Origin of the sequence: Rheinheimera faecalis (genome assembly GCF_021290965.1) — a bacterium.
Classification (GTDB): Bacteria; Pseudomonadota; Gammaproteobacteria; order Enterobacterales; family Alteromonadaceae; genus Pararheinheimera; species Pararheinheimera faecalis.
On the sequence record NZ_JAJOYT010000012.1, the window covers coordinates 1 to 20,579 of the forward strand.

The window sequence follows — 20,579 nt, forward strand, 5'->3', positions numbered from 1 at the left end:
AAGTACCAGCCGAAGCTGGTACTGATACCCCCAATTACCGGGAGGACCCAGACTCGCACAAGTCCGGGAGACAAGGGTAAAACTTCATGTTCGCTTCGAGTCTGGATCTGCAGCTTTGTTGATATTGCCAACAGATCCCACAATCAATTTGAATCAAAAACGGGCGACCCTAAAGGTCGCCGCTACAGCATCAATTATTCAAAAGCTACGTTAAAACGCACACCAAAAGTACGTGGTGATTGCCACATAAAGTTAGGTACTGCGTCACCGTGAGTACGGCCTTGATCGCTCTTAATATCGCGGTCAGTGACGTTATTCACGAAAGCTTCTGTGGACCAGCTGCCTTCTGAAGGTTCGAACGACAGGCTTAAATCCACTTTGGTATAGGCATCCTGACGATCGATATCAGCAGCGTATGGCAGATTTTTGAAACCTGCTGGTCTGTCACCACGGTTAGCCGGGTCAAACCATACTTCGCTGGTGTAACCCACACGAATTCTTGGCTTTAACGTAGCACCGCTTTCCAGACCAACAAAATGTTCGTAATTCACAGAAGCTGAGAATTCCGGAGCCATGACTAAATGATTACCGCTGAAATCCAGCAGGTTAGGCAAAGCAGGGTTACCTGCTGACGGGTTAAAGGCTAAACCATCACGGCCATATTTAGAATCTGTGGTCAGGAAGTCATCGTAAGTTGCATCCAGTACAGACATAGAACCACTTAACTCGCCATTTTCAATCACTAACCAACGGGCTTCTAATTCCAGACCATTGATAGTGGCTTTACCGGCGTTGGTTTTACGCAGTAAGTCAGCACCTGTGTTGGTGACTACGTTACTGGTGACCTGTAAGTCGGTGTATTCAGTACTGAACAGCGCAGCAAATAACTGCAAAGTACCGTCCATGAATAAACCTTTCATACCCAATTCGATACTGGTGTTTTCTTCCGGCGCTACATAAGCAGCAGTACCTGCAGCTTCGTTATTGTTAGCAGCAATAATGGCATCCAGAGCTTCTTGCGTGAATGGGCCAGTACCAGTGTATTTATTACCATCCTGAATAGTACCGGACTTAAAGCCAGTGGCGTAGGAGGTGTAGAACATCACGTCATCCGTCATATCCCATTCAACACGAGCCATACCTGTGGTTTTGCTCCACTCCGGGCTAGTATCGTTGTAGGTATCGACCCAACATTGGCCAGGTTGCACCAGGTTCTTGTTCGGGCCCAGACCATTCAGGATACCTTCCGGATCCATGTAGCCGACATGATCCTGATTAGGGTCCATCACTTCAGTACGTTTTACGTCAGGACACATGATGTTACGACCACCTTTGTCCCAACGTTTATCGTTGGTGTAACGTAAGCCGGCACTCAGGCGCCAGTCGTCAGTCAGTTTATAAGTAGACTGAGCATAGATACTGTTCGACTCTAAACCACGGTCAGGCTGACGGTAAGTAGACCATAAGTTTTTGTTTGGCGTAGTGCCTCCTTCGTAATCAACGTCAGGGTGCACTATGTCAAAAATAGTCTTGTTGTTTTCTTTGAAGTAGAAGTAACCCACCATCCACTGTAAACGTTCAGCATCATCATTCTTGAACTGTAATTCGTGTTGCGTGGCTTCGTGATCACATTCGACACAGCCGCCCCATTCGTATTTTTCCAGGCTCCAGGTTCTGTCCCATACCGAAACACGGGATGTATCTGTGTAGCCACCTATGTACGCCAGTTGCAAACCTGAGTCGAAGTTATAGTTTGCTCTGGTACGGAAGCTGTCGCTGGTTGCATCGTTAAAACCAGGTTCCTGTACATAAGAGCTGCGGTCCGAACCACCGGTAATAGTCGGGATATTACCCGTACCATTGTCAGTAAAGTTCTCGTAGGAGAAAGTTAAATCAAACTTGTCTGACGGCTGGTAAAAAGCACTGAAACGCGCAGCAGCCAGATCGGTAGAACCGTATTTTTCGCCCATGGCTGAACCTGGCAGGAAATCAACCACACCTTCAGATTGGTCCATCGCAGCTGCAACACGCACAGCTAAAGTGTCGCTTAATGGAATATTGACCATAGCGCGGGTAGCGCGGCGGTCGTAGTTGCCTAAAGTGATTTCAGCATTGGCATCAAAACCATCCAGACGGGCTTTGGCAGTGTGTAAGTTCACTACACCACCAGTGGCATTACGGCCAAATAAAGTCCCTTGTGGACCACGTAAAATTTCAGCACCTTCTAAGTCAAACATCAAAGCTGAAGCGCCTTGAGAGCGGGCTGAATACACACCATCAATGTGGAAAGCGACTGCTGGGTCACCACTTTCGGTTTGATCAGAAGAACCAATACCACGCACATACACCATAGGCGTATTTTGAGTACCGTTTTGCGCAATTTGTAAGCTAGGAACTATGCCCTGTAAATCATCCAGCTGAGCCACATGGTTTTCGTCCAGAGTTTTCTGGTCAAAAGCTGTTACCGCCAGTGGTGTTTCACGTAAGGTAGTGACCCTTTTGGTCGCGCTGATCTGAATCACTTCAATAGCACGGCCTTCATCATCTTTGCCATCGCTGGTTTTTGCAGTTTCAGCGACTTGTGCAGCTACACCAAAAGCGCTACAGAGCGCCAATGTGGTCAGTAAGTAAGACGGTTTTAATTTTAAGACTTTCACTTTGATTCCCCTATCCTGTCTGGATGTTTTTGTCAGCATGACAGCGCTAACACCTGTTGATTCTTTTTATTTGGTATCGGTTCAAGCTATAGGAAATCCAAGGCATCTCCTTTCGGGATTGCTATTTGAATTGATTTCTTCCGCTTGTTTTTCATACCAAGGCTAAGCCTGGACGATAAATTAGCCTCAGATAAATGATTGCGCAACCATTATTTAGATCTTTTTTGTGAAAATAAGCTGAGATCCGGATCTTTCACGATAGGATACGACTAAAGGATAAGCTGAATTAATGGGCAGTTTTTGTATTTGTTTTAATCAGAATAATAAATGAAATGCAGTAATTGTAAAAATGATAGCGCTACCAACTGTTGTTTTTCAATAAGTAAGTGGATTGGGGGTCAGAGTAAAATTAAGCACGCGGCTTTCATTTTACTCTGACCCCTATTCGTTATTTCTTCTGTAGGAAGGCTTCATCTAATGCGAGGAAGACAACAGGAGTTGTCAGCAGTGTTAAGACCTGACTAAAAGCCAGCCCCCCCACCACTGCCACACCTAAAGGTACACGTAGCTCTGCGCCTGTACCAAAGCCCATCATTAAAGGCACAGCCCCTAAGATAGCGGCTAAGGTCGTCATCATAATAGGACGGAACCGAACCAGACAGGCCTGATGTATCGCGTCTTTTGCTGACAAACCATGTTCACGCTGAGCTTGCAACGCAAAGTCGACCATCAGAATACCGTTTTTCTTCACTATACCTATCAGCAGGATAATGCCGATAAGCGCCATGATAGAGAAATCCAGTTGCCAGGCCCACAGCAATAAAATGGCACCAATAGCAGCAGAAGGCAGAGTAGACAAAATCGTCAGAGGGTGGACAAAACTCTCGTACAACACACCTAAAATGATATAAACCGCCAATAAAGCCGTGAAAATCAGCAGAGGTTGAGTAGCCAAAGAATCCTGAAACGCCTGAGCTGCGCCCTGAAAAGAACCAACCACTGAGGCTGGCATCTGTAATTCTATACGGGCTTGCTCCAGAGCATTCACTGCATCACCCAAAGCCACGCCGGCCGACAGGTTAAACGACAAATTCGCCGCTGGTTGCATGCCATTGTGCGCAATAACCACAGGACCACTGGTGGCAGGCATTACTTTCGCAAAAGCCAATAAAGGCACCATTTCACCTGTAGTGGGTGAACGTAAGTGGAAATAGTTTAAGCTTTCCGCTGTACCACGTTGCGCCGGATCCAGCTCCAGTATCACGTTGTACTGGTTGGTTTCTGTCTGGTATTCGTTAATTTGGCGCTGACCAAAAGCATCGTACAAAGCCTGATCCAAATCAGCAGCGGCAAAACCTAAACGCGCCGCTTCCTGCCGGTCCAGCTCCAGCTTGATAATATTGGCGTCCCACTGCAAGTCGTTGGATAAATCGGTAAACATAGGGTTTTGCCGCACTTTTGCCGTTAACGCCTGAGTCCAGGTTGCCAGTTCTTCACTGCTTAAGGCTTTGAGTACATAACTGTATTGAGCCCGACCAGGCCCAGCCCCCAGGTTAATATCCTGAGCGGCGCGCAAAAACACCTGAAAACCTGGTATTTGGGCAAATTGCGGCCGTAAACGGTCGATAATTTCACTGGCGCTGGCATCGCGATCATCAGGGTCATTTAACACCACCCAAACACGGCCTGAACCTGTGGAGTTATTGCCTCCCACCAAGTGGTTAAAGCCTGTGATATCCGGATCCTTTTTCAGAATAGCTTCCATTTGTTTGTGTTTGGCTATCATATCTTCATAAGAAATATCAGAAGCGGCCTGAGTGATACCTATAACAAAACCCGTGTCCTGCAGTGGAAAAAAGCCTTTGGGTATTGCCATAAAGCTGGCGACACTGCCTGCCACCGTCAGAAAAAACACCCCAAGCATAATGCGCTGATGATCCAAAGCCCAGGTCAGTACTTTGTCATAACGTTTGACTAAGCGGTCAAAAAAGCCCGGCTTGTTTGGATCATGAGCGGGCGCTTTATCCATAAAAATCGAAGCCAAAGTCGGAGCCAGCGTTAAACACACCACCACTGAAATCAAAATGGCGGCGGTGGCAGTTAACGAAAACTCTAAAAACAGCTTGCCGATAATGCCCCCCATAAACAGTAGCGGAATAAAAGCAGCCACTAAAGAAACGCTGATAGAGACCACAGTAAAACCAATTTCCTGAGCACCTTTCAGCACTGCCACCCTTTTGGTTTCGCCAGCTTCTAAGTGGCGGTGTATGTTTTCAATCACCACTATGGCGTCATCGACAATAAAACCAACAGCTATGACAATAGCCACCAGTGTCAGGTTATTCAGACTAAAGCCTGCCAGATACATAAAAGCGCAGGTGCCAATCAAAGACACACCAAGTACAGCGGAGACTATTAACGTAGCGGACCACTGGCGTAAAAACGCCGCCATCACAGCGATAACCAGTATCACAGCGATAGCCAAAGTCAGCTCTACTTCATGCAAGGAAGAGCGGATAGTCCGGGTTCTATCGTTAAAGACCTCTACTTTTACGTCGGCAGGTAAAGCAGCTGTCAGTTGAGGTAAAGCGGCACTGATACGATCCGCTGTGGCTACTATATTGGCACCAGGCTGGCGGCGAATGATCAAGGCCACACCAGATTCGCCATTCGGCCAAATTTGTACAAAATCGTTTTCTGCACCGAGTTTTACACTAGCCACATCGCGCAAATACACAGGAGCGCCATTGTTGTAACTGACGATTAGATCAGCATATTCATCGGCAGAAAAAATCTGGTCATTCACTGTCAGAGTCGACACTCTGTTGTCACCAAACAAGGCACCTTTAGGTAAATTGACACTGGAGCGTTGCACTGCGGCACGAATATCCGCCAGGGTTAAACCTGCAGCAGCTAAGACTTCAGGTTTGGCCTGAATCCGAATGGCTGGTTTTTGTTGGCCACCAATAAATACCTCACCCACACCGTTAATTTGGGTCATTTGACGCGCCAGTACGGTTTCGGCTAAGTCGCTGATTTCAGTGCGGGATAAAGTTTCAGAGGTGACCCCAATAATTAAAATAGGACTATCAGCCGGATTGACCTTACGCCAGGTCGGTAAATTGGGCATATCAGGCAAACGACCTGCCGCCTGATTCAGTGCCGCCTGCACTTCCTGCGCTGCAGTATCGATATCTTTTTCCAGCACAAATTGCAGCGTAATTTCTACAGATCCCAGGGCGCTGCTTGAGGTCATTTCGGTAATACCAGGAACCGAACTTAATGCCACTTCCAAAGGTGTAGCAACGGAAGATGCCATAGTTTCGGCACTGGCCCCCGGCAAACGGGCATTCACCTGAATGGTAGGGAAATCCGCTTCTGGTAAAGGTGCAATAGATAAACGCGGAAAAGCCAGAATACCCAATAACACCAAGGCAAAAGTAAGTAACACTGTGCCAATAGGGTGATCCATACACCAGGCAAAAATACTGCGGCTTTTCATTTTTATTGCTCCGCAGCTGCAGTTTGAGGCCCGTCAGTCAGAATTTTCAGTTCAGCACCTTTACGCAAACGGCTCTGGCCATCCACTATTATCTGCTGACCTGCAGTGAGACCTGTCACTACCACCTGGTTTTTTTCCTGCAATACCACTTCTACAGCAGCAGTCGCCGCTTTACCTTGCTCGTCAAACCAGACAAAAGCGCCTTCAGGCCCTTGTTGCAGAGCTTTAGCCGGAATAGTTAAAGCCTTGTCTAACACTTTGCTTTGCAGAGCAATGACCACAGACTGGCTTGGCCATAAAGCCGCGTCCGGATTGGCAAAATCGGCTTTGACTCTGATAGTCCCAGTCGCTGAAGCCACTCTGTTATCCACTACTGTCAGTTGGCCTTGTGCTAAAGGATCGGCACCTTCTTTTAAATAAGCCAGCACAGGCACTGTCTGCTTTTGGCGGATTTGCTGCGCCAACAGCTGTAACTCTGGTAAACGTGACTGCGGCAGCGAGATTTCGATACTGATAGGGTCCAGCTGCACTACAGAAAACAAGCTGCTGGCATCGCTGGTTCTGACATAGTTGCCTGCATCCACATTACGTATACCCACCTGACCTGATATTGGCGACACAATTTGGGTATAAGACAACTCCACCTGCTGCGCGTTAATAGTGGCCTGTACGCTGCGCAGTTGTGCTTCTAATTGTTGCACTTTGGCTTGTTGCTGATCGGCCATCTGCGCCGACACTGCCTGATCTTTACGTAAGTTTTGGTAACGTTTTAAATCAAGTTTGGCCACGTCAAGCTGTGCCTGAACAACTGCAAGCTGAGCTTTGGCTTGTTCATAGGCGGCTTTAATATTGCGATCGTCAATCACCGCCAACAGATCACCAGCTTTCACCAACTGACCCTCTTCCACCAGAATACGTTGCAATATGCCATCGACCTGAGGGCGAATTTCAACACTTTGCTGTGCTTTCACTTGCCCTATGGCCCGGATCCACACAGGCACGCTCTGCTGTTGCACTAAAGCCGTTTTGACCGGCACAGCAGGGCCTTGTTGCGCCACCACAGCACAGCTCAGCCAAAGGCTGGATACCACAGCTAGCTTTACCAATTTCATGCAAAAAACTCCGTTTAATTTTGTAGTAAAAACAGCCTGTAGCCACCACTTAGCATACCGAATAGCAGCTAAAGTGACAGCACTGTTTCTTTTGCTGATTCAATATTTTGTAGCATTCTGACAAGCTAAACGATTTGGGTTCTCTAAAGGATCAGTCAATGCGTTCAGGCGCAAAAAAAAGCAGACCAGAGGAGGCCCCCCTGATCTGCATTATCAACGACCAGCCCGCGCCCTTTTAATGCGCTGCCACTGTTTTGTGTTGCAGCAGTCTCAGGCTGGTCGCGGCCACTATTCCAACAGTTGCAGCCAAAGCTAAAGTGAAAAATGTCTCGAAGTTTGGTGGCTGGTGCGACGCAAAAAAACTAACCAAGCCTAAAAATAACCCCAATAAATTGTTAATGACTGGCATATAACGCAAAGACAACACCACAAGAGCCACCACAAAAACCACCAGGCTCAAAGTCCCCTCTCCTGTCAGTGGTGTTAAAACACTGGTCAGTTGACCTGCGGCTATACCAATGGCTATTCCTATCCAGACCGTTAGCAAGTTAATCACACCATCTTTGGTTGTCATACCGCGGGTAAAAAACGCTATCCAGCCGATAAACATAGCCCAGACTGGCACTTGCAACACCAGCGCACATAAAGTGGCAGCTGTAGTGGCTATAGTCGCTTCCCGCACTACAGCTATTAATTTCTGATTTAAACTCGTCATGCTTCACCTCCTGATTATTAATCATTGAATAGTGCTGGGATCAAATTGAAACCCTGAGTTTACGATCTACAGAAAAACTGCCACTGCCACGCACTGCGATATACAAAGCCAGAAAAGCCATCAGCGCCGGATATTCAATACCCCGATCAATCCAGGGCCAGGTAGGGCCTAGCGCATAACAAATTCCGATCATTTGAATAGTGATGGCCAAAGCAACAAGACGTGAGCAGAGGCCGATAGCGAGCATCAATGCGCCGAGGGTTTCGAGCAGCATAACCAGAAAGGCTAACTGCGGAGCGAAAGGTAATCCCATCACATTTTGGATCAAATGGGTGGAGCCAGCCATAGGGTCAGCCATGGAACCATGGGAGATCCCCAATGCCTTGGGCAGGCCGTGAGTGAAGATCACAATACCGAAAACAAAACGCAGTAACGCATAAAAAACGGGTTCAAGTTTGCTGTAAAAGCCACCCAACGAAGGAAAAATCAAGCCTTCCCGAACGCCAGCCTTGTCGTCAACAAAGGCCGCTGTGTTGGTTTTAAATAGAGTCATTCGTTTTGCTCCTGAAGCTGTTGCTTTACACCATGCCGCCATTGACGCGGATCACTTGCGAGTTAATCCAGCCACCATCAGGGCCAGCTAACATAGACACCACAGCTGCAATATCTTCAGGCGTACCTAAGCGCTCCAGCGGAGCCAGTTTCGCCATCTGTTGGATTAATTCGTCCGACTTACCCTTTAAAAACAGCTCTGTAGCCACAGGACCAGGAGCTACTGCATTCACAGTAATCTGTAAACCACGTAACTCGTTAGCCAGCACATGAACCAAACCCTCAACAGCGGCTTTGGTGGCGATATAAGGACCGTAACTTGGCAAGGCTTTTCCTATCACGCTGGTCGATAACGCAATAATGCGACCGCCCTGGTTGATATGACGGGCTGCACTACCCAGCACACAAAAAGCACCGGTTAAGTTAGTACGAATCAGCTGTTCAAATTGGTCTGTGCTGCAATCTGCTATCGACACATTCGTCATAATGCCAGCGCTATTCACCACAACATCCACCCGGCCAAAATGTGATTTCGCAGTAGTAAATAACTGCTCTACCGCTGCAGCATCAGCCACGTCGGCCTGCACCGCTATGGCATGACCACCGGCTTGCTGAATTTGAGCCACCACCTGCTCAGCTTTTTCCTGTCCTGCGGCATAATTCACTACCACAGCAAAACCATCCTCTGCTAAACGCAAAGCAATGGCTTTACCTATGCCCCTTGAGGCGCCTGTGACTAGTGCAGTTTTGATTGAGGTCTTCATAGCTGTTCTCCCGGTTAAGTCACCCTTGCGGTGTCTGAATGAGAGTTACTTTAAATTTGCAGGATAACTGGATAAATACCCTAAAATTGATAACATAATTCAACCAGAGCGAACAATACCCCTAAAAGGCCGGAGAATGGACAAGTTCGATAGCTTAAAGCTGTACTGTAAAATCGTCGAACTGGGCAGTTTTACTCAGGCCGCAGGTGTATTACAAATCCCACGCGCTACCGCAACTTACGCTATGCAGCAGTTAGAGCAGCGTCTGAATAGCCGCCTGTTAGAACGCACCACCCGTCAGGTCAAACCTACTTTGGATGGCCAGGCTTTTTATCAGCGCTGTGTTCGCATTTTGTCTGAGTTAGACGACGCCGAAGCCAGCCTGAATACTGTGGCAGCCAACCCGGCCGGCTTATTACGTTTGGGCTTGCATGGGGTGCATGCAGCGCAAATCATTATTCCGGCTTTGCCGCAATTCAGAGCACTGTATCCGCAGCTGGATATTGCCATCAGCACAGGTGACAGACTGGTGGATTTGGTGCGCGAAAGTATTGATCTGGTGGTCCGGATAGGTGTGCCCAAAGACTCCACTTTAGTTGGCAAAAAGCTGGCTGCTTTGCCACAAGTGGTATGCGCTAGTCCGGCTTATCTGCAACAGCATGGTGTGCCTATGCAGCCGGAACAACTGAGTCAGCATCAGGCTGTGGGCTTTTTCTCCAGCGATCACAATATCAGCTACCCCTTTAGCTTTTTGATAGAAGGTGCAGAGCAGGATTTTCCGGCTAAAGGCTGGTTATCTGTTAATGACGCCGAATCTTACACTGCAGCTGCTTTAGCGGGCTGTGGCATTATTCAGGTCCCCAACTTTCGGATCAAACGCTATTTGGAGTCTGGCGATTTAGTGCAAATTCTAAGTCATCTGCAAAGTCCTGCTTTGCCTGTGCATGTGCTTTATCCGCAACATAACCAATTGTCGCCACGGGTAAAGGTCTTTGTTGAATGGGTCAGCGCCTTATATAAACAGAAATTTTCCACCGAAAAATAAGCAGCAAAGCAGACAAAACCACCTATAGTTATTTAACCATTTATTAACAGGCGGAGTTCAGGATGAAACCGCTTTTGTATTTGTTGTTTTTCTGCAGTTTTACCCTGTTGGCTCAAAACCAATGGCCAGAAGCTGATTGCGTCAAAGCAGCCAAAAAACTACAGCAGCTGGAACAAAAGATCAGCTCTGGTTACAGCTTAAAAGAAGCAGAACAGCTAAGCCTGGATCAGCGCCAGCTGGAAAAACAGCTGGACCTGTTTTGCCAAAAACCAGTCTTGGCCTCTGATCCGAAAAAACCAAAAATCAAAAAAACAGCCAAAACTAAAAATTCCCCGGATGCCTTGGCTGACATTGCCAAAGGCCCAGAGCTTTATGTCAGCTCGGTCTCAGTTAAAGCACCTTATCAGGGTAAAAAACTACAGGCATGGTTGGAGTATTACTCCGAACCTAAACAATGTTTTGGTGTACGGGACAGCAGACAAATGGTCTGGTGTGTCGAACAACGCCAGCAAGCCAAAGCGAATTTTGAGCGACAATGGCAGCAAAAATTCGCACTATCGCAACCAGAATGATAAGCTCCGACCAGTTGAATTCTGGAGCCTCTTTTTATGAACGCCTTAACTAAAGCCAACTTACAACTCTGGTGGTTTGGATTTCGTTATATTCCACTGATTGGTTTTTGTAAGCCAAAAATTCTGGAATTAACAGATGCACGCACTGTGATCCGGATGCCACACCATCGCCATACCAAAAACCATTTGGGCAGTGTTTATTTTGGTGCTCTGGCCATAGGTGCAGATTTAGCCGGTGCTTTTTTAGTCTTTTACAAAGCGCGGCAGAAAAAGCTGAATATCCACTTTGCCTTTAAAGACGTGCAAGGCGAGTTTTTAAAACGCCCTGAAGCTGCAGTGCATTTCATCAGCAACGACGGCGCTTTAATAGACCAGATGATCCAACAATCGCTGGATACAGGAGAGCGTATTAATCAATCAGTGACTATTGATGTCACCTGCCCTTCTTTGCATGGCGACGAGCTGATGGCGAAATTCACTTTAACTTTGTCAGTGAAAGCCAAAAGCCGCTGATAGATCTTTGCTCTAGCGCATAAAGTAAAAATCCACAGTTGCTCTGTGGATTTTTAGCTTTAAAGAGTGTCTTTTACTGACCCCGAATTAGTCCTTAATGGGCAGTGGCGCATCTGGATGCACCAGGCCTGCGTGACGCAGCTCACGCCAGAAGTCAGCAGGTACACTCTCTTTTAACGCCGTACTGTCTTCAATAATACGACCTGGTTTACTGGCTCCTGGTATTACAGCGGCCACTGCAGGATTTGCCAAAGCAAACTGTAAACCAGCGGCTTTCATACTTATGCCGTATCTGTCCGCCAGTGCTTTGATCTTCGCCACTTTGTTTAAGATGGCTGTTGAGGCAGGTGCATATTCAAAGTTCGGGCCTCCGACTAAAGCACCTGAGCTGTATGGACCACCTACGACTATACCCAAACCACGTTCTGTGACTTTTGGCATCACCCGCTGCAAAGCCCTTTCATGGTCCAGCAGGGTGTAACGTCCAGCCAGTAAAAAACCATCAGGACGAGGTTCCTCCAGATCCAGCAGCAGTTCTATAGGCTCGACTTTATTGACGCCTAAACCCCAGGCTTTAATCACCCCTTCATCACGCAGTTTATCCAGCACTTTAAAAGCACCTTTGCGGGCGCTTTCAAACATACTGAGCCATTCATCACCAAAAAAATCCTGTGCTACATCATGCACCCAGACAATTTCAATATGATCGGTTTTCAGCCGCTTCAGACTGTCCTCAATAGAGCGCATTGTGGCATCTGCTGAATAGTCGTTGACGATTTTATTGGGGCGGCCGTATTTAAAGACTTCGCCTTTTTCACCTAAATCACGGGCACTGACATCTTCAATTTCATCCAGCACCAGCCGGCCCACTTTGGTGCTAATCACATAGTCCTGCCGCGGCTTGTCTGCCAGCGCATCGCCCATACGGATTTCTGCCAGACCTGCGCCATAAAAAGGCGCGTTATCAAAATAACGTATGCCGTCATTCCAGGCCGCATCCACAGTAGCTCGCGCTTCCTGCTCAGGAATATCGCGGAACATATTGCCCAGCGGCGCCGTGCCAAAACCAAGTTTGCCTGGAAGAATATCTTTGAGTGCCATTTTTTGCTCCTTCATCTTCAAAGAGACGCCATCTCTTTGAACAATTAAAATTCAATACAGGCAGTATGCCAGCACAACTATGACCTATTGATGATACTCGTTGAACACTATCACAGCGAAAAAACCTATCAGCTGTTGGCAGCACAGCAGCGATGCGGCTAAAATCGCCTTTTGATTGTAGAAGGTGGCAGGCATGCAGGACTTATTAGGTAACTTATTTATTATTTCAGCGCCAAGCGGAGCGGGAAAATCCACGCTGATCAATGCGCTGTTAAAGCAACATGCCGATATGCAGCTGAGTGTATCTCACACCACCCGCTCACCACGCCCGGGCGAAAGTAATGGCGTGCAGTATCATTTCACTGATGTTCCGACTTTTAAACAACTGATTGCACAAGACCAGTTTATTGAATGGGCTGAAGTTTTTGGTAATTATTACGGCACATCCAAAGCCGCTTTGGCCGATAAACTAGCTCAGGGTATAGATGTGTTTTTAGATATAGACTGGCAAGGTGCCCGCCAGATTAAACAGCAACTGCCTTTTGTCACCAGCATTTTTATTCTGCCGCCAAGCGTTGAAGCTTTAGAGCAACGCCTGAATCAACGGGGTCAGGACAGCGCAGAAGTCATTGCAGGCCGTATGGCCAAGGCGCAGGACGAAATCAGTCATGCCGGTGAATACGATTATTGGGTAGTGAATGATGATCTGGAGCTGGCGTTGCAGCAGTTTTCCGGCATTATCCAGACTCAGCGCTTAAAACAGCAGAAGCAGGCGATACGGCAACAGAAGTTAATTTCTGGCCTGTTGGCGAACGAAACGAAATAGAGTAGACTATGCGGTCTTTATTCAGACCCAGATTAACCGGAGTGGCAGATGGCTCGCGTAACAGTTGAAGATGCAGTAAATAAAATTGGTAACCGCTTTGATTTAATTCTGGTGGCCTCACGTCGTGCCCGTCAGTTAGCTGTTGAAGGCAAAGAGCCAATGGTTGATCCTGAAAACGACAAGCCTACAGTAGTAGCTTTGCGTGAAATCGAAAAAGGTTTTATCACCAACGGTATTCTGGACCAGCAAGAACGTCGTGAACAGTTACAGCAAGAAGCATCAGAAATGGCTGCAGTAGCTGCAATTATCGGTTCTGACGAATAATCTGAGCCTGTACCCCCTGCCAACGGTATCCGGCCGTTGGCAATAGCTTGAAATCCACGTATATTCAAAGGAACACGCCAAAGCGTTGTGCGTATTGGGGAGTTTCGGATGTATCTGTTTGAAGGCCTGAAAAATCAAATCAGTGCTTACCTGCCACCTGAGCAGGTCGTTCTGGTGCAACAGGCTTATGTTGTCGCCCGCGACGCGCACGCGCCACAAATTCGCTCCAGCGGCGAACCTTATATTACTCATCCTGTAGCAGTGACCAGTATCCTCGCCGAAATGCGGATGGATTACGAAACCTTAATGGCTGCGTTACTGCATGACGTGATTGAAGACACACCGGTCAGCAAAGAAGATTTAACCCGCATGTTTGGTGAAACTGTGGCCGAACTGGTGCAGGGTGTCAGTAAACTCGATAAAGTTAAATTTAAAGATATCAAAGAGTTCGAAGTTACCAACCTGCAAAAAATGTTTATGGCAATGACGCAGGATATCCGCGTTATTTTAATTAAACTGGCCGACCGCACTCATAATATGCGCACCATAGGTGCACTCAAACCAGAAAAACGCCGTCGTATTGCCCGTGAAACTTTAGAACTCTATGCTCCTATCGCCAACCGTTTGGGTATTCATAATATTAAAAACGAGCTGGAAAACTGGGGCTTCCGCGCTTTATACCCCATGCGTTATCGCGCTTTAGAAACAGCAGTCAAACAGGCTCGTGGTAACCGCAAAGAAATTATTGAACGTATTCAGTCAGAAATAGAACAGCGTATTAAAGCTGCCGGTATTGAAGCTGAAGTCGCAGGCCGTGAAAAACATCTGTATAGCATCTATCGTAAGATGAAAAGCAAAGAGCTGATGTTTAACGATGTGATGGATATTTACGGTTTCCGTGTGCTGATTAACAGCATCGACAACTGCTATCGCGTCTTGGGTGTAGTACATAACCTGTTTAAGCCTATTGAAAGCCGCTTTAAAGACTATATCGCCATTCCAAAACAAAACGGTTATCAGTCCTTACACACCTCCCTGATTGGTCCACACGGTATTCCGGTGGAAATTCAGATGCGTACCCGTGAAATGGATGAAATGGCCGACAAAGGGATAGCAGCCCACTGGTCGTACAAAGGTGCAGGCGAAAACAAAAATACCACGGCGCAAATCCGTGCCCAGCGCTGGATGCAAAGTTTACTTGAGCTGCAACAAAGCTCAGGCAATACCTACGAATTTGTTGAAAACGTCAAATCTGAGCTTTATCCGGATGAGCTGTACGTATTCAGCCCTAAAGGTCAGATTGTGGAGTTACCTATTGGTGCCAATGCGGTCGATTTTGCCTACACAGTGCATACCGACATAGGCAACAGATGTGTCGGCGCAAGGGTGGATCGTAAACCTTACCCACTGAACAAACCTTTAGAAACCGGCCAGACGGTAGAAATCATTACCAGCCCTGGTGGTAAACCTAACGCCAACTGGCTAAACCATGTAGTCACCAGCCGCGCTATTTTAGGCATTCGTAACTATCTGAAAAAACAGCAATTGAGTGAAGCTGTAGGTTTAGGCCGACGTTTACTGACTTCAGCTTTGGGTGACGTCAAACTGGAAAATATTCCGCCAGAACGTATCGAACAGGTACTGCAAAGCACCACGCAAAAATCGCTGGATGAACTGCTGGTTGAAATTGGCTTAGGCAATCAACTGCCTATAGCTGTGGCCCGTCGTTTAATGGGTGGTTTTGATTCTGGTGAAGAAGCTTTGCCTGCAGAAAATCCGGCGAATCAGAAAACCAAAGCTTTTATTATTGGCTCTGAAGGTATGTTACTCACCTTCGCCAAATGTTGCCGCCCTATTCCAGGTGATGAAATTGCCGCCAACGCGACACCAGGCAAAGGCCTGAACGTGCACCGTGTTGAATGCCGTAATATTCGTGGCTGGGAAAAAGAGCCGGGTAAATACTTCCCGGTGAAGTGGGACAAAACCGGTGATAAACAGTTTTTATGTGATATCAGGGTCTTTATTGTCAACCAACCAGGTGTATTGGCAAAACTGACCACTGTGATAGCCTCACAGGATTCCAACATTCAGGACTTGTCGACCGACGACAGAGACACAGGCGAATATGTGATTAAAATCACCTTGTCTGTGCGTGACCGTATTAATTTAGCCAACGTCATGCGCAAAATCCGTGTCTTGCCTGAAGTACTTAAAGTTTACAGAAGGAAATAGTTGTTATGTCAAAAGTGATCATCAGTACAGATAAAGCCCCTGCCGCTATTGGTACTTACAGCCAGGCCGTCAAAATTGGCACTACTGTGTATTTATCTGGCCAGATCCCTTTAGTTCCAGAGACTATGCAGATGGTGTCTGAAAATTTTGCTGAACAAACTCAGCAGGTATTTGAAAACCTGGCTGCAGTTTGCCACGCAGCAGGCGGCAGCTTAAATGATATGGTCAAAGTGAATATTTTCCTGACTGATCTGTCCAACTTCGCTACCGTAAATGAAATTATGAGCAAACACTTCAGTGCACCTTATCCGGCTCGTGCTGCTGTACAGGTCAGTGCTTTACCCCGTGGCGCTCAGATTGAAATTGATGGCGTGATGGAAGTGCCATCGACGAACTAACGGGGATAACTGCGGCTTCAGTCTGGTAAGGCGAACTGAGTGAATAAAATCCTGTGTTGTTTTTTGCTGTTGGCTTTTCCACGCCTGACAGCGGCTGCAGAGACACCAGTCCTCACCTGGTGTCTGGATCATTTTTCACGTTTTCATGCCTATGAAACAGGTAAAGCCCCGTACGGACCTTCAGTTGATTTAATGCGGGAACTGGCTAAACGTGCCGGTTTTCAGTTGCAATTCAGTCCTAAAACGCCTTCCGCCCGCTGCTTTCGCCAAATGCAGACAGGCGAAGCCGATTTAATGAGTAATCTGAACTTTACCGAAGAGCGGGCAGAATATATGTACCTGCTGCCCTACAACGAACGTATTCCTGAATCCCTGTATTTAAAAGGGGATGATCCACGTCAAATCCGTAGCTTTAATCAGCTGGCCTCTTTAACTCTGGCTACTGTGCGCAATTACGCTTATCACCCCAGCCTGATGCAATTGATTAAAACCTCCAGGCGTCATGTTGAAATTGACAGCATAGAAACAGGCTTTGAAATGTTACAACGTGGCAGAGTAGATGCGTTAGTAGCGCCCACTCAAAGCTCTTTGGATGTGATAGCTGACCATAAAGACCTGCATTTTCAATTTCAAAGAGCTCCAGTTGATTTTTCCGTGGTGGAAAAACGTTTTATCAACATAGGTTTATCGAAAAAGAGTTCGCATCTGGCGTTAAAAGACCGTATCGAGCAAGCTATAGAATCTATGGTGCAGGATGGTACGGTAAAAAAACTCTATGCTTTTGACCCACTCAAACATGGCCCTACCTACCTGTCTGACTCCCCCTCTGAACAGTAAAAGCAGCCCTGACACAGAGCTAAAACAGTACTGTGGCTATGCCTCTTGGCTATCACAGGTTAAACTGCTTGTTATCAGTCACTTAGTTTGGTCTTTCTCTTGACAGTAACAGCACTGGATAGCCTATCCGTCAGCCAGCTAAAAGGCGTTGGCGCCAAAGTCAGTGAGCTGCTGCATAAACTGGGTATTCAGAGTGTGCAGGATTTACTGTTCCACTTGCCTTTGCGTTACGAAGACCGCACCCGTCTTTACCCCATAGCCGATTTATGGCCACAACAAACAGCGACAGTGCAAGGCGAAGTGATCAGCAGCGAAATTACCTTTGGTAAAAGACGCAGTTGGCTGGTGTCCATTCGAGATGGGTCAGGTCATTTAACCCTGCGCTTTTTCCATTTTAATGCAGCACAAAAAAATGCCGTCATCCCAGGTGTCACCTTAAGAGTGTTTGGTGAAGTAAAACGGGGCATGCGGGGTTTTGAAATGATGCACCCCGAATACAAAGTATTAAAAGACGATCAGGACCAGGATGTCGCTGAGACGCTGACCCCTGTGTACCCAAGCACCGAAGGTTTAAAACAAAACAGCTGGCGCAATTTAACAGATGCGGCTTTGCAGATACTGCAGCGCAGCAGCCCGACTGAATACTTAGCGCCAGTGCTGGGTCAGAACAGCTGGTCTTTGTCCGATGCGTTATTTTACCTGCACAGGCCACCACCAGATGCCTCCTTGCAACTGCTGGAACTAGGCCAACATCCGGCGCAGCAAAGGCTGATTTTTGAAGAATTAGTGGCGCAGCAGCTGTCGATGCTGCAATTACGCCAGCAATGCCGGGGGCAACAAGGCCGCAGTTTTGTAGTGGATGAAACACAAAATCAGCAGTTTTTAGCGGCTTTACCTTTTGCGCCAACTGGAGCTCAGCAGCGGGTCATTAACGAAATTCGCCATGATTTAGCGCAGACCGAACCTATGTTACGTTTAGTGCAAGGGGACGTAGGCTCTGGTAAAACGTTGGTCGCTGCTTTATCGGCTTTAACTGTATTGAGTCGTGGTGCTCAGGTTGCGCTGATGGCGCCAACAGAGCTGTTGGCAGAACAACATGCCAATACCTTTAAAGCCTGGCTGGAGCCTCTGGGTTATCAAATTGCCTGGCTGGCTGGTAAAGCCTCTGCTAAACAAAAGCAGCTGCAACTGGCGGCCATTCAAAGTGGCGAAGCAAAAATGGTGATCGGCACTCATGCGTTGTTTCAGCAGCAAGTGCAGTTTCAGCAACTGGCGTTGGTCATTATCGATGAGCAGCACAGATTTGGCGTACATCAACGCTTAGAGCTACGGGAAAAAGGCGCGGATACTGGCTTCTACCCACATCAACTGGTGATGACAGCCACACCTATACCCCGCACTTTAGCCATGACAGCTTATGCCGATTTAGATACTTCTGTGATAGACGAACTACCACCAGGTCGTACTCCTGTGACTACTGTGGTATTGCCAGATAGCCGGCGTGGTGAAGTGACAGAGCGGGTGCGGCAAGTGGTGCAGAATCAAGGCAGGCAAGCCTATTGGGTTTGTACTTTGATTGAAGAGTCAGAGCAGCTGCAATGCCAGGCCGCAGAAATGACAGCGGTCGAGCTAACAGCAGCTTTACCGGATTTACGGATAGGTTTGGTGCATGGCCGTTTAAAAGCCGCTGAAAAACAGCAGGTGATGGCGGATTTTAAAGCCGGTGAGCTGGATTTATTGGTCGCTACTACTGTGATTGAAGTAGGGGTTGATGTACCCAACGCCAGCTTAATGATCATCGAAAACCCGGAACGTTTAGGCTTAGCTCAATTGCACCAGTTACGAGGCCGTGTCGGTCGTGGCAGTGCAGTCTCCCATTGTGTACTGCTGTATCACGCGCCTTTATCGCCCACAGCTCAGGCCCGCTTGTCTGTGCTTAGAGAAAGCAATGATGGTTTTGTCATAGCACAACGTGATTTGGAAATTCGTGGCCCAGGAGAACTGCTGGGCACCAAACAAACAGGCCAGGTGAGTTACCGCATCGCCGATTTAAGCCGGGACGCACAGCTTATTCCGGCAGCTCAACAGGCCGCTGCATTGTTATGGCAACAATACAACCAAAACTGCCCTCCTCTGATCCGCCGCTGGTTAGGCTTTAAAGAGATCTACGCTCAAGCCTGACAATTTTATGACAATTTCCTACTTTCAATTACAGAAACACTAAACCTCTGTCGCTTATATTCATCGAACTCAAAAAATCAGGTTCAGTACTTCTGATGCAAGGATGCAGCTTCTGAATTAAACCTCACAGCAGGAAATAAAATAATGCGACTATTCAGCGCAATTGCAGTTTTCACTGCAGCCGCAATTTCCAACAGCCATGCCGGACAACTTCAAAGCATTAAAGCATTCCAGACGCTGACGCCCTATCAGGTTGTGTCTACAGAACCAAGACAATGGAACACTGATCTGAGTTTTGGTCAGTGGCATACCGCAAGTCCACAGCAAACTCCAACCTCAGGTTTTGGCTTAGCTATCTTAGGGTTTCCCACCAATCAGCAAACTCAAAGTTATCAGTTCTCCGTAACAGACGGACAGCAATGGCAGTATCTGGAATGCATTGGACGCAACCACTTAACAAAAATAACGCAATGGCCCATAAAGTCGAATACAGGCCAAAAGCCGGCTCTGGCTTGTGGCATTAAAGGTGCTACAGACAACACTTTTTATTTGAACCCTGAATGGGATCAGCAGTTTGTTGGACATAGTGAGTTGTCAGATCGCACTATCAAGATCCGTTCATTACATCAAATAAACAGAACGGCTTACCCCACCCTTGAACCTGCCGGTTATCTATTAACCGACGAACAAGGTGCGATAGCTCAGGTAGAAGTGTTAAACAAAGGTCGCGTCTGGCTCAGACCAAATTTATCAGCACAAACGCAGCTTGAGTTAGCAGCTCGTATCACAGCTCTGCTATTGTTTAACCCAAAGAACTCATAACGTGAACCAACTATGTTTCGTATTTTGCAGTTAGACCATGTAGTGCTTAGAGTGAAAAACCTGCAGCTGATGCTGGATTTTTATCAGCAAGTATTGGGCTGCACTCTGGAACGACAGGAAACTGACTTAGGTTTGTATCAGTTAAGAGCAGGTAATAGCCTGATTGACTTAGTGCCGGTCGAACAACCGCTCGGACAACAAGGAGGCGAAGCACCTGGCCTTGAGGGGCATAATATGGACCATTTGTGTTTGCGTATTGAGCCTTTTGACCCAGAAGCTTTGCAGCAGCATTTTCAGAACAAAGGCGTAACATCAGGGCCAGTGGAATCGCGTTATGGCGCCGAAGGTAAGGGTCCGTCGATTTATATTCAGGATCCTGAAGGCAATACAGTCGAAATTAAAGGCCCGCCCACCCTTCTTACTTAA

The 20,579-nt window shown here is 47.3% G+C and carries 18 protein-coding genes; 11 read left to right on the top strand and 7 right to left on the bottom strand.

Annotated elements, in window-relative coordinates:
* Positions 1-194 precede the first annotated feature (194 nt).
* The 6 genes from LSG34_RS16815 to LSG34_RS16840 all read right to left on the bottom strand — a co-directional run bounded on the left by LSG34_RS16815 (position 195) and on the right by LSG34_RS16840 (position 9,302).
* Positions 195-2,657, bottom strand: a complete 2,463-nt coding sequence (locus LSG34_RS16815) for a TonB-dependent receptor (RefSeq protein ID WP_233010266.1) — start codon at positions 2,655-2,657, stop codon at positions 195-197.
* 448 nt (positions 2,658-3,105) lie between these two features.
* On the bottom strand, positions 3,106-6,159 hold the full coding sequence (locus LSG34_RS16820) for a multidrug efflux RND transporter permease subunit (protein WP_233010267.1): 3,054 nt from the start codon (positions 6,157-6,159) through the stop codon (positions 3,106-3,108).
* Between the two features lie 2 nt (positions 6,160-6,161).
* Complete coding sequence (locus LSG34_RS16825) at positions 6,162-7,271, bottom strand: efflux RND transporter periplasmic adaptor subunit (protein WP_233010268.1); 1,110 nt, start codon at positions 7,269-7,271, stop codon at positions 6,162-6,164.
* 235 nt (positions 7,272-7,506) lie between these two features.
* Positions 7,507-7,986, bottom strand: a complete 480-nt coding sequence (locus LSG34_RS16830) for a DUF1097 domain-containing protein (RefSeq protein WP_233010269.1) — start codon at positions 7,984-7,986, stop codon at positions 7,507-7,509.
* A gap of 40 nt (positions 7,987-8,026) precedes the next feature.
* Positions 8,027-8,539, bottom strand: a complete 513-nt coding sequence (locus LSG34_RS16835) for a DoxX family protein (RefSeq protein WP_233010270.1) — start codon at positions 8,537-8,539, stop codon at positions 8,027-8,029.
* A 25-nt stretch (positions 8,540-8,564) separates the two neighbouring features.
* On the bottom strand, positions 8,565-9,302 hold the full coding sequence (locus LSG34_RS16840; protein ID WP_233010271.1) for an SDR family oxidoreductase: 738 nt from the start codon (positions 9,300-9,302) through the stop codon (positions 8,565-8,567).
* Between the two features lie 136 nt (positions 9,303-9,438).
* Between LSG34_RS16840 and LSG34_RS16845 the strand changes: the two genes are divergently transcribed.
* The 3 genes from LSG34_RS16845 (at position 9,439) to LSG34_RS16855 (ending at position 11,432) form a co-directional block, all read left to right on the top strand.
* On the top strand, positions 9,439-10,347 hold the full coding sequence (locus tag LSG34_RS16845) for a LysR family transcriptional regulator (RefSeq protein WP_233010272.1): 909 nt from the start codon (positions 9,439-9,441) through the stop codon (positions 10,345-10,347).
* Between the two features lie 62 nt (positions 10,348-10,409).
* A complete protein-coding gene (locus LSG34_RS16850; RefSeq protein WP_233010273.1) occupies positions 10,410-10,919 on the top strand; it encodes a hypothetical protein in 510 nt (169 codons plus the stop codon).
* 36 nt (positions 10,920-10,955) lie between these two features.
* On the top strand, positions 10,956-11,432 hold the full coding sequence (locus LSG34_RS16855) for a PaaI family thioesterase (protein ID WP_233010274.1): 477 nt from the start codon (positions 10,956-10,958) through the stop codon (positions 11,430-11,432).
* A gap of 87 nt (positions 11,433-11,519) precedes the next feature.
* On the opposite strand, the gene LSG34_RS16860 is transcribed toward LSG34_RS16855, so the two are convergent.
* On the bottom strand, positions 11,520-12,533 hold the full coding sequence (locus LSG34_RS16860) for an aldo/keto reductase (protein WP_233010275.1): 1,014 nt from the start codon (positions 12,531-12,533) through the stop codon (positions 11,520-11,522).
* Positions 12,534-12,726: 193 nt separating this feature from the next.
* Between LSG34_RS16860 and gmk the strand changes: the two genes are divergently transcribed.
* From gmk to LSG34_RS16900, 8 genes are all read left to right on the top strand, one after another.
* Positions 12,727-13,359 (top strand): guanylate kinase, encoded by a 633-nt coding sequence (gmk, locus tag LSG34_RS16865; RefSeq protein WP_233010276.1) that lies wholly within the window; start codon positions 12,727-12,729, stop codon positions 13,357-13,359.
* A 48-nt stretch (positions 13,360-13,407) separates the two neighbouring features.
* A complete protein-coding gene (gene rpoZ / locus LSG34_RS16870; protein WP_127684924.1) occupies positions 13,408-13,683 on the top strand; it encodes a DNA-directed RNA polymerase subunit omega in 276 nt (91 codons plus the stop codon).
* Positions 13,684-13,791: 108 nt separating this feature from the next.
* A complete protein-coding gene (gene spoT, locus LSG34_RS16875; RefSeq protein WP_233010277.1) occupies positions 13,792-15,915 on the top strand; it encodes a bifunctional GTP diphosphokinase/guanosine-3',5'-bis pyrophosphate 3'-pyrophosphohydrolase in 2,124 nt (707 codons plus the stop codon).
* A 5-nt stretch (positions 15,916-15,920) separates the two neighbouring features.
* Positions 15,921-16,313, top strand: a complete 393-nt coding sequence (locus LSG34_RS16880; protein ID WP_233010278.1) for a RidA family protein — start codon at positions 15,921-15,923, stop codon at positions 16,311-16,313.
* A gap of 39 nt (positions 16,314-16,352) precedes the next feature.
* Complete coding sequence (locus LSG34_RS16885; RefSeq protein ID WP_233010279.1) at positions 16,353-17,150, top strand: substrate-binding periplasmic protein; 798 nt, start codon at positions 16,353-16,355, stop codon at positions 17,148-17,150.
* A 99-nt stretch (positions 17,151-17,249) separates the two neighbouring features.
* The gene (recG, locus tag LSG34_RS16890; RefSeq protein WP_233010280.1) at positions 17,250-19,331 is read left to right on the top strand and encodes an ATP-dependent DNA helicase RecG; all 2,082 of its coding nucleotides are present in this window, start codon (positions 17,250-17,252) and stop codon (positions 19,329-19,331) included.
* Between the two features lie 144 nt (positions 19,332-19,475).
* Positions 19,476-20,153, top strand: a complete 678-nt coding sequence (locus LSG34_RS16895) for a hypothetical protein (protein WP_233010281.1) — start codon at positions 19,476-19,478, stop codon at positions 20,151-20,153.
* Between the two features lie 12 nt (positions 20,154-20,165).
* A complete protein-coding gene (locus LSG34_RS16900; RefSeq protein ID WP_233010282.1) occupies positions 20,166-20,579 on the top strand; it encodes a VOC family protein in 414 nt (137 codons plus the stop codon).

Coding starts and splice junctions, on each gene's coding strand:
- LSG34_RS16850 (WP_233010273.1), top strand. CDS start 10,410: ATGAAACCGCTTTTGTATTTGTTGTTTTTCTGCAGTTTTACCCTGTTG.
- LSG34_RS16855 (WP_233010274.1), top strand. CDS start 10,956: ATGAACGCCTTAACTAAAGCCAACTTACAACTCTGGTGGTTTGGATTT.
- LSG34_RS16895 (WP_233010281.1), top strand. CDS start 19,476: ATGCGACTATTCAGCGCAATTGCAGTTTTCACTGCAGCCGCAATTTCC.
- LSG34_RS16825 (WP_233010268.1), bottom strand. CDS start 7,271: ATGAAATTGGTAAAGCTAGCTGTGGTATCCAGCCTTTGGCTGAGCTGT.
- LSG34_RS16830 (WP_233010269.1), bottom strand. CDS start 7,986: ATGACGAGTTTAAATCAGAAATTAATAGCTGTAGTGCGGGAAGCGACT.
- LSG34_RS16880 (WP_233010278.1), top strand. CDS start 15,921: ATGTCAAAAGTGATCATCAGTACAGATAAAGCCCCTGCCGCTATTGGT.
- LSG34_RS16835 (WP_233010270.1), bottom strand. CDS start 8,539: ATGACTCTATTTAAAACCAACACAGCGGCCTTTGTTGACGACAAGGCT.
- LSG34_RS16840 (WP_233010271.1), bottom strand. CDS start 9,302: ATGAAGACCTCAATCAAAACTGCACTAGTCACAGGCGCCTCAAGGGGC.
- LSG34_RS16900 (WP_233010282.1), top strand. CDS start 20,166: ATGTTTCGTATTTTGCAGTTAGACCATGTAGTGCTTAGAGTGAAAAAC.
- LSG34_RS16860 (WP_233010275.1), bottom strand. CDS start 12,533: ATGGCACTCAAAGATATTCTTCCAGGCAAACTTGGTTTTGGCACGGCG.
- gmk (WP_233010276.1), top strand. CDS start 12,727: ATGCAGGACTTATTAGGTAACTTATTTATTATTTCAGCGCCAAGCGGA.
- LSG34_RS16845 (WP_233010272.1), top strand. CDS start 9,439: ATGGACAAGTTCGATAGCTTAAAGCTGTACTGTAAAATCGTCGAACTG.
- spoT (WP_233010277.1), top strand. CDS start 13,792: ATGTATCTGTTTGAAGGCCTGAAAAATCAAATCAGTGCTTACCTGCCA.
- LSG34_RS16820 (WP_233010267.1), bottom strand. CDS start 6,159: ATGAAAAGCCGCAGTATTTTTGCCTGGTGTATGGATCACCCTATTGGC.
- rpoZ (WP_127684924.1), top strand. CDS start 13,408: ATGGCTCGCGTAACAGTTGAAGATGCAGTAAATAAAATTGGTAACCGC.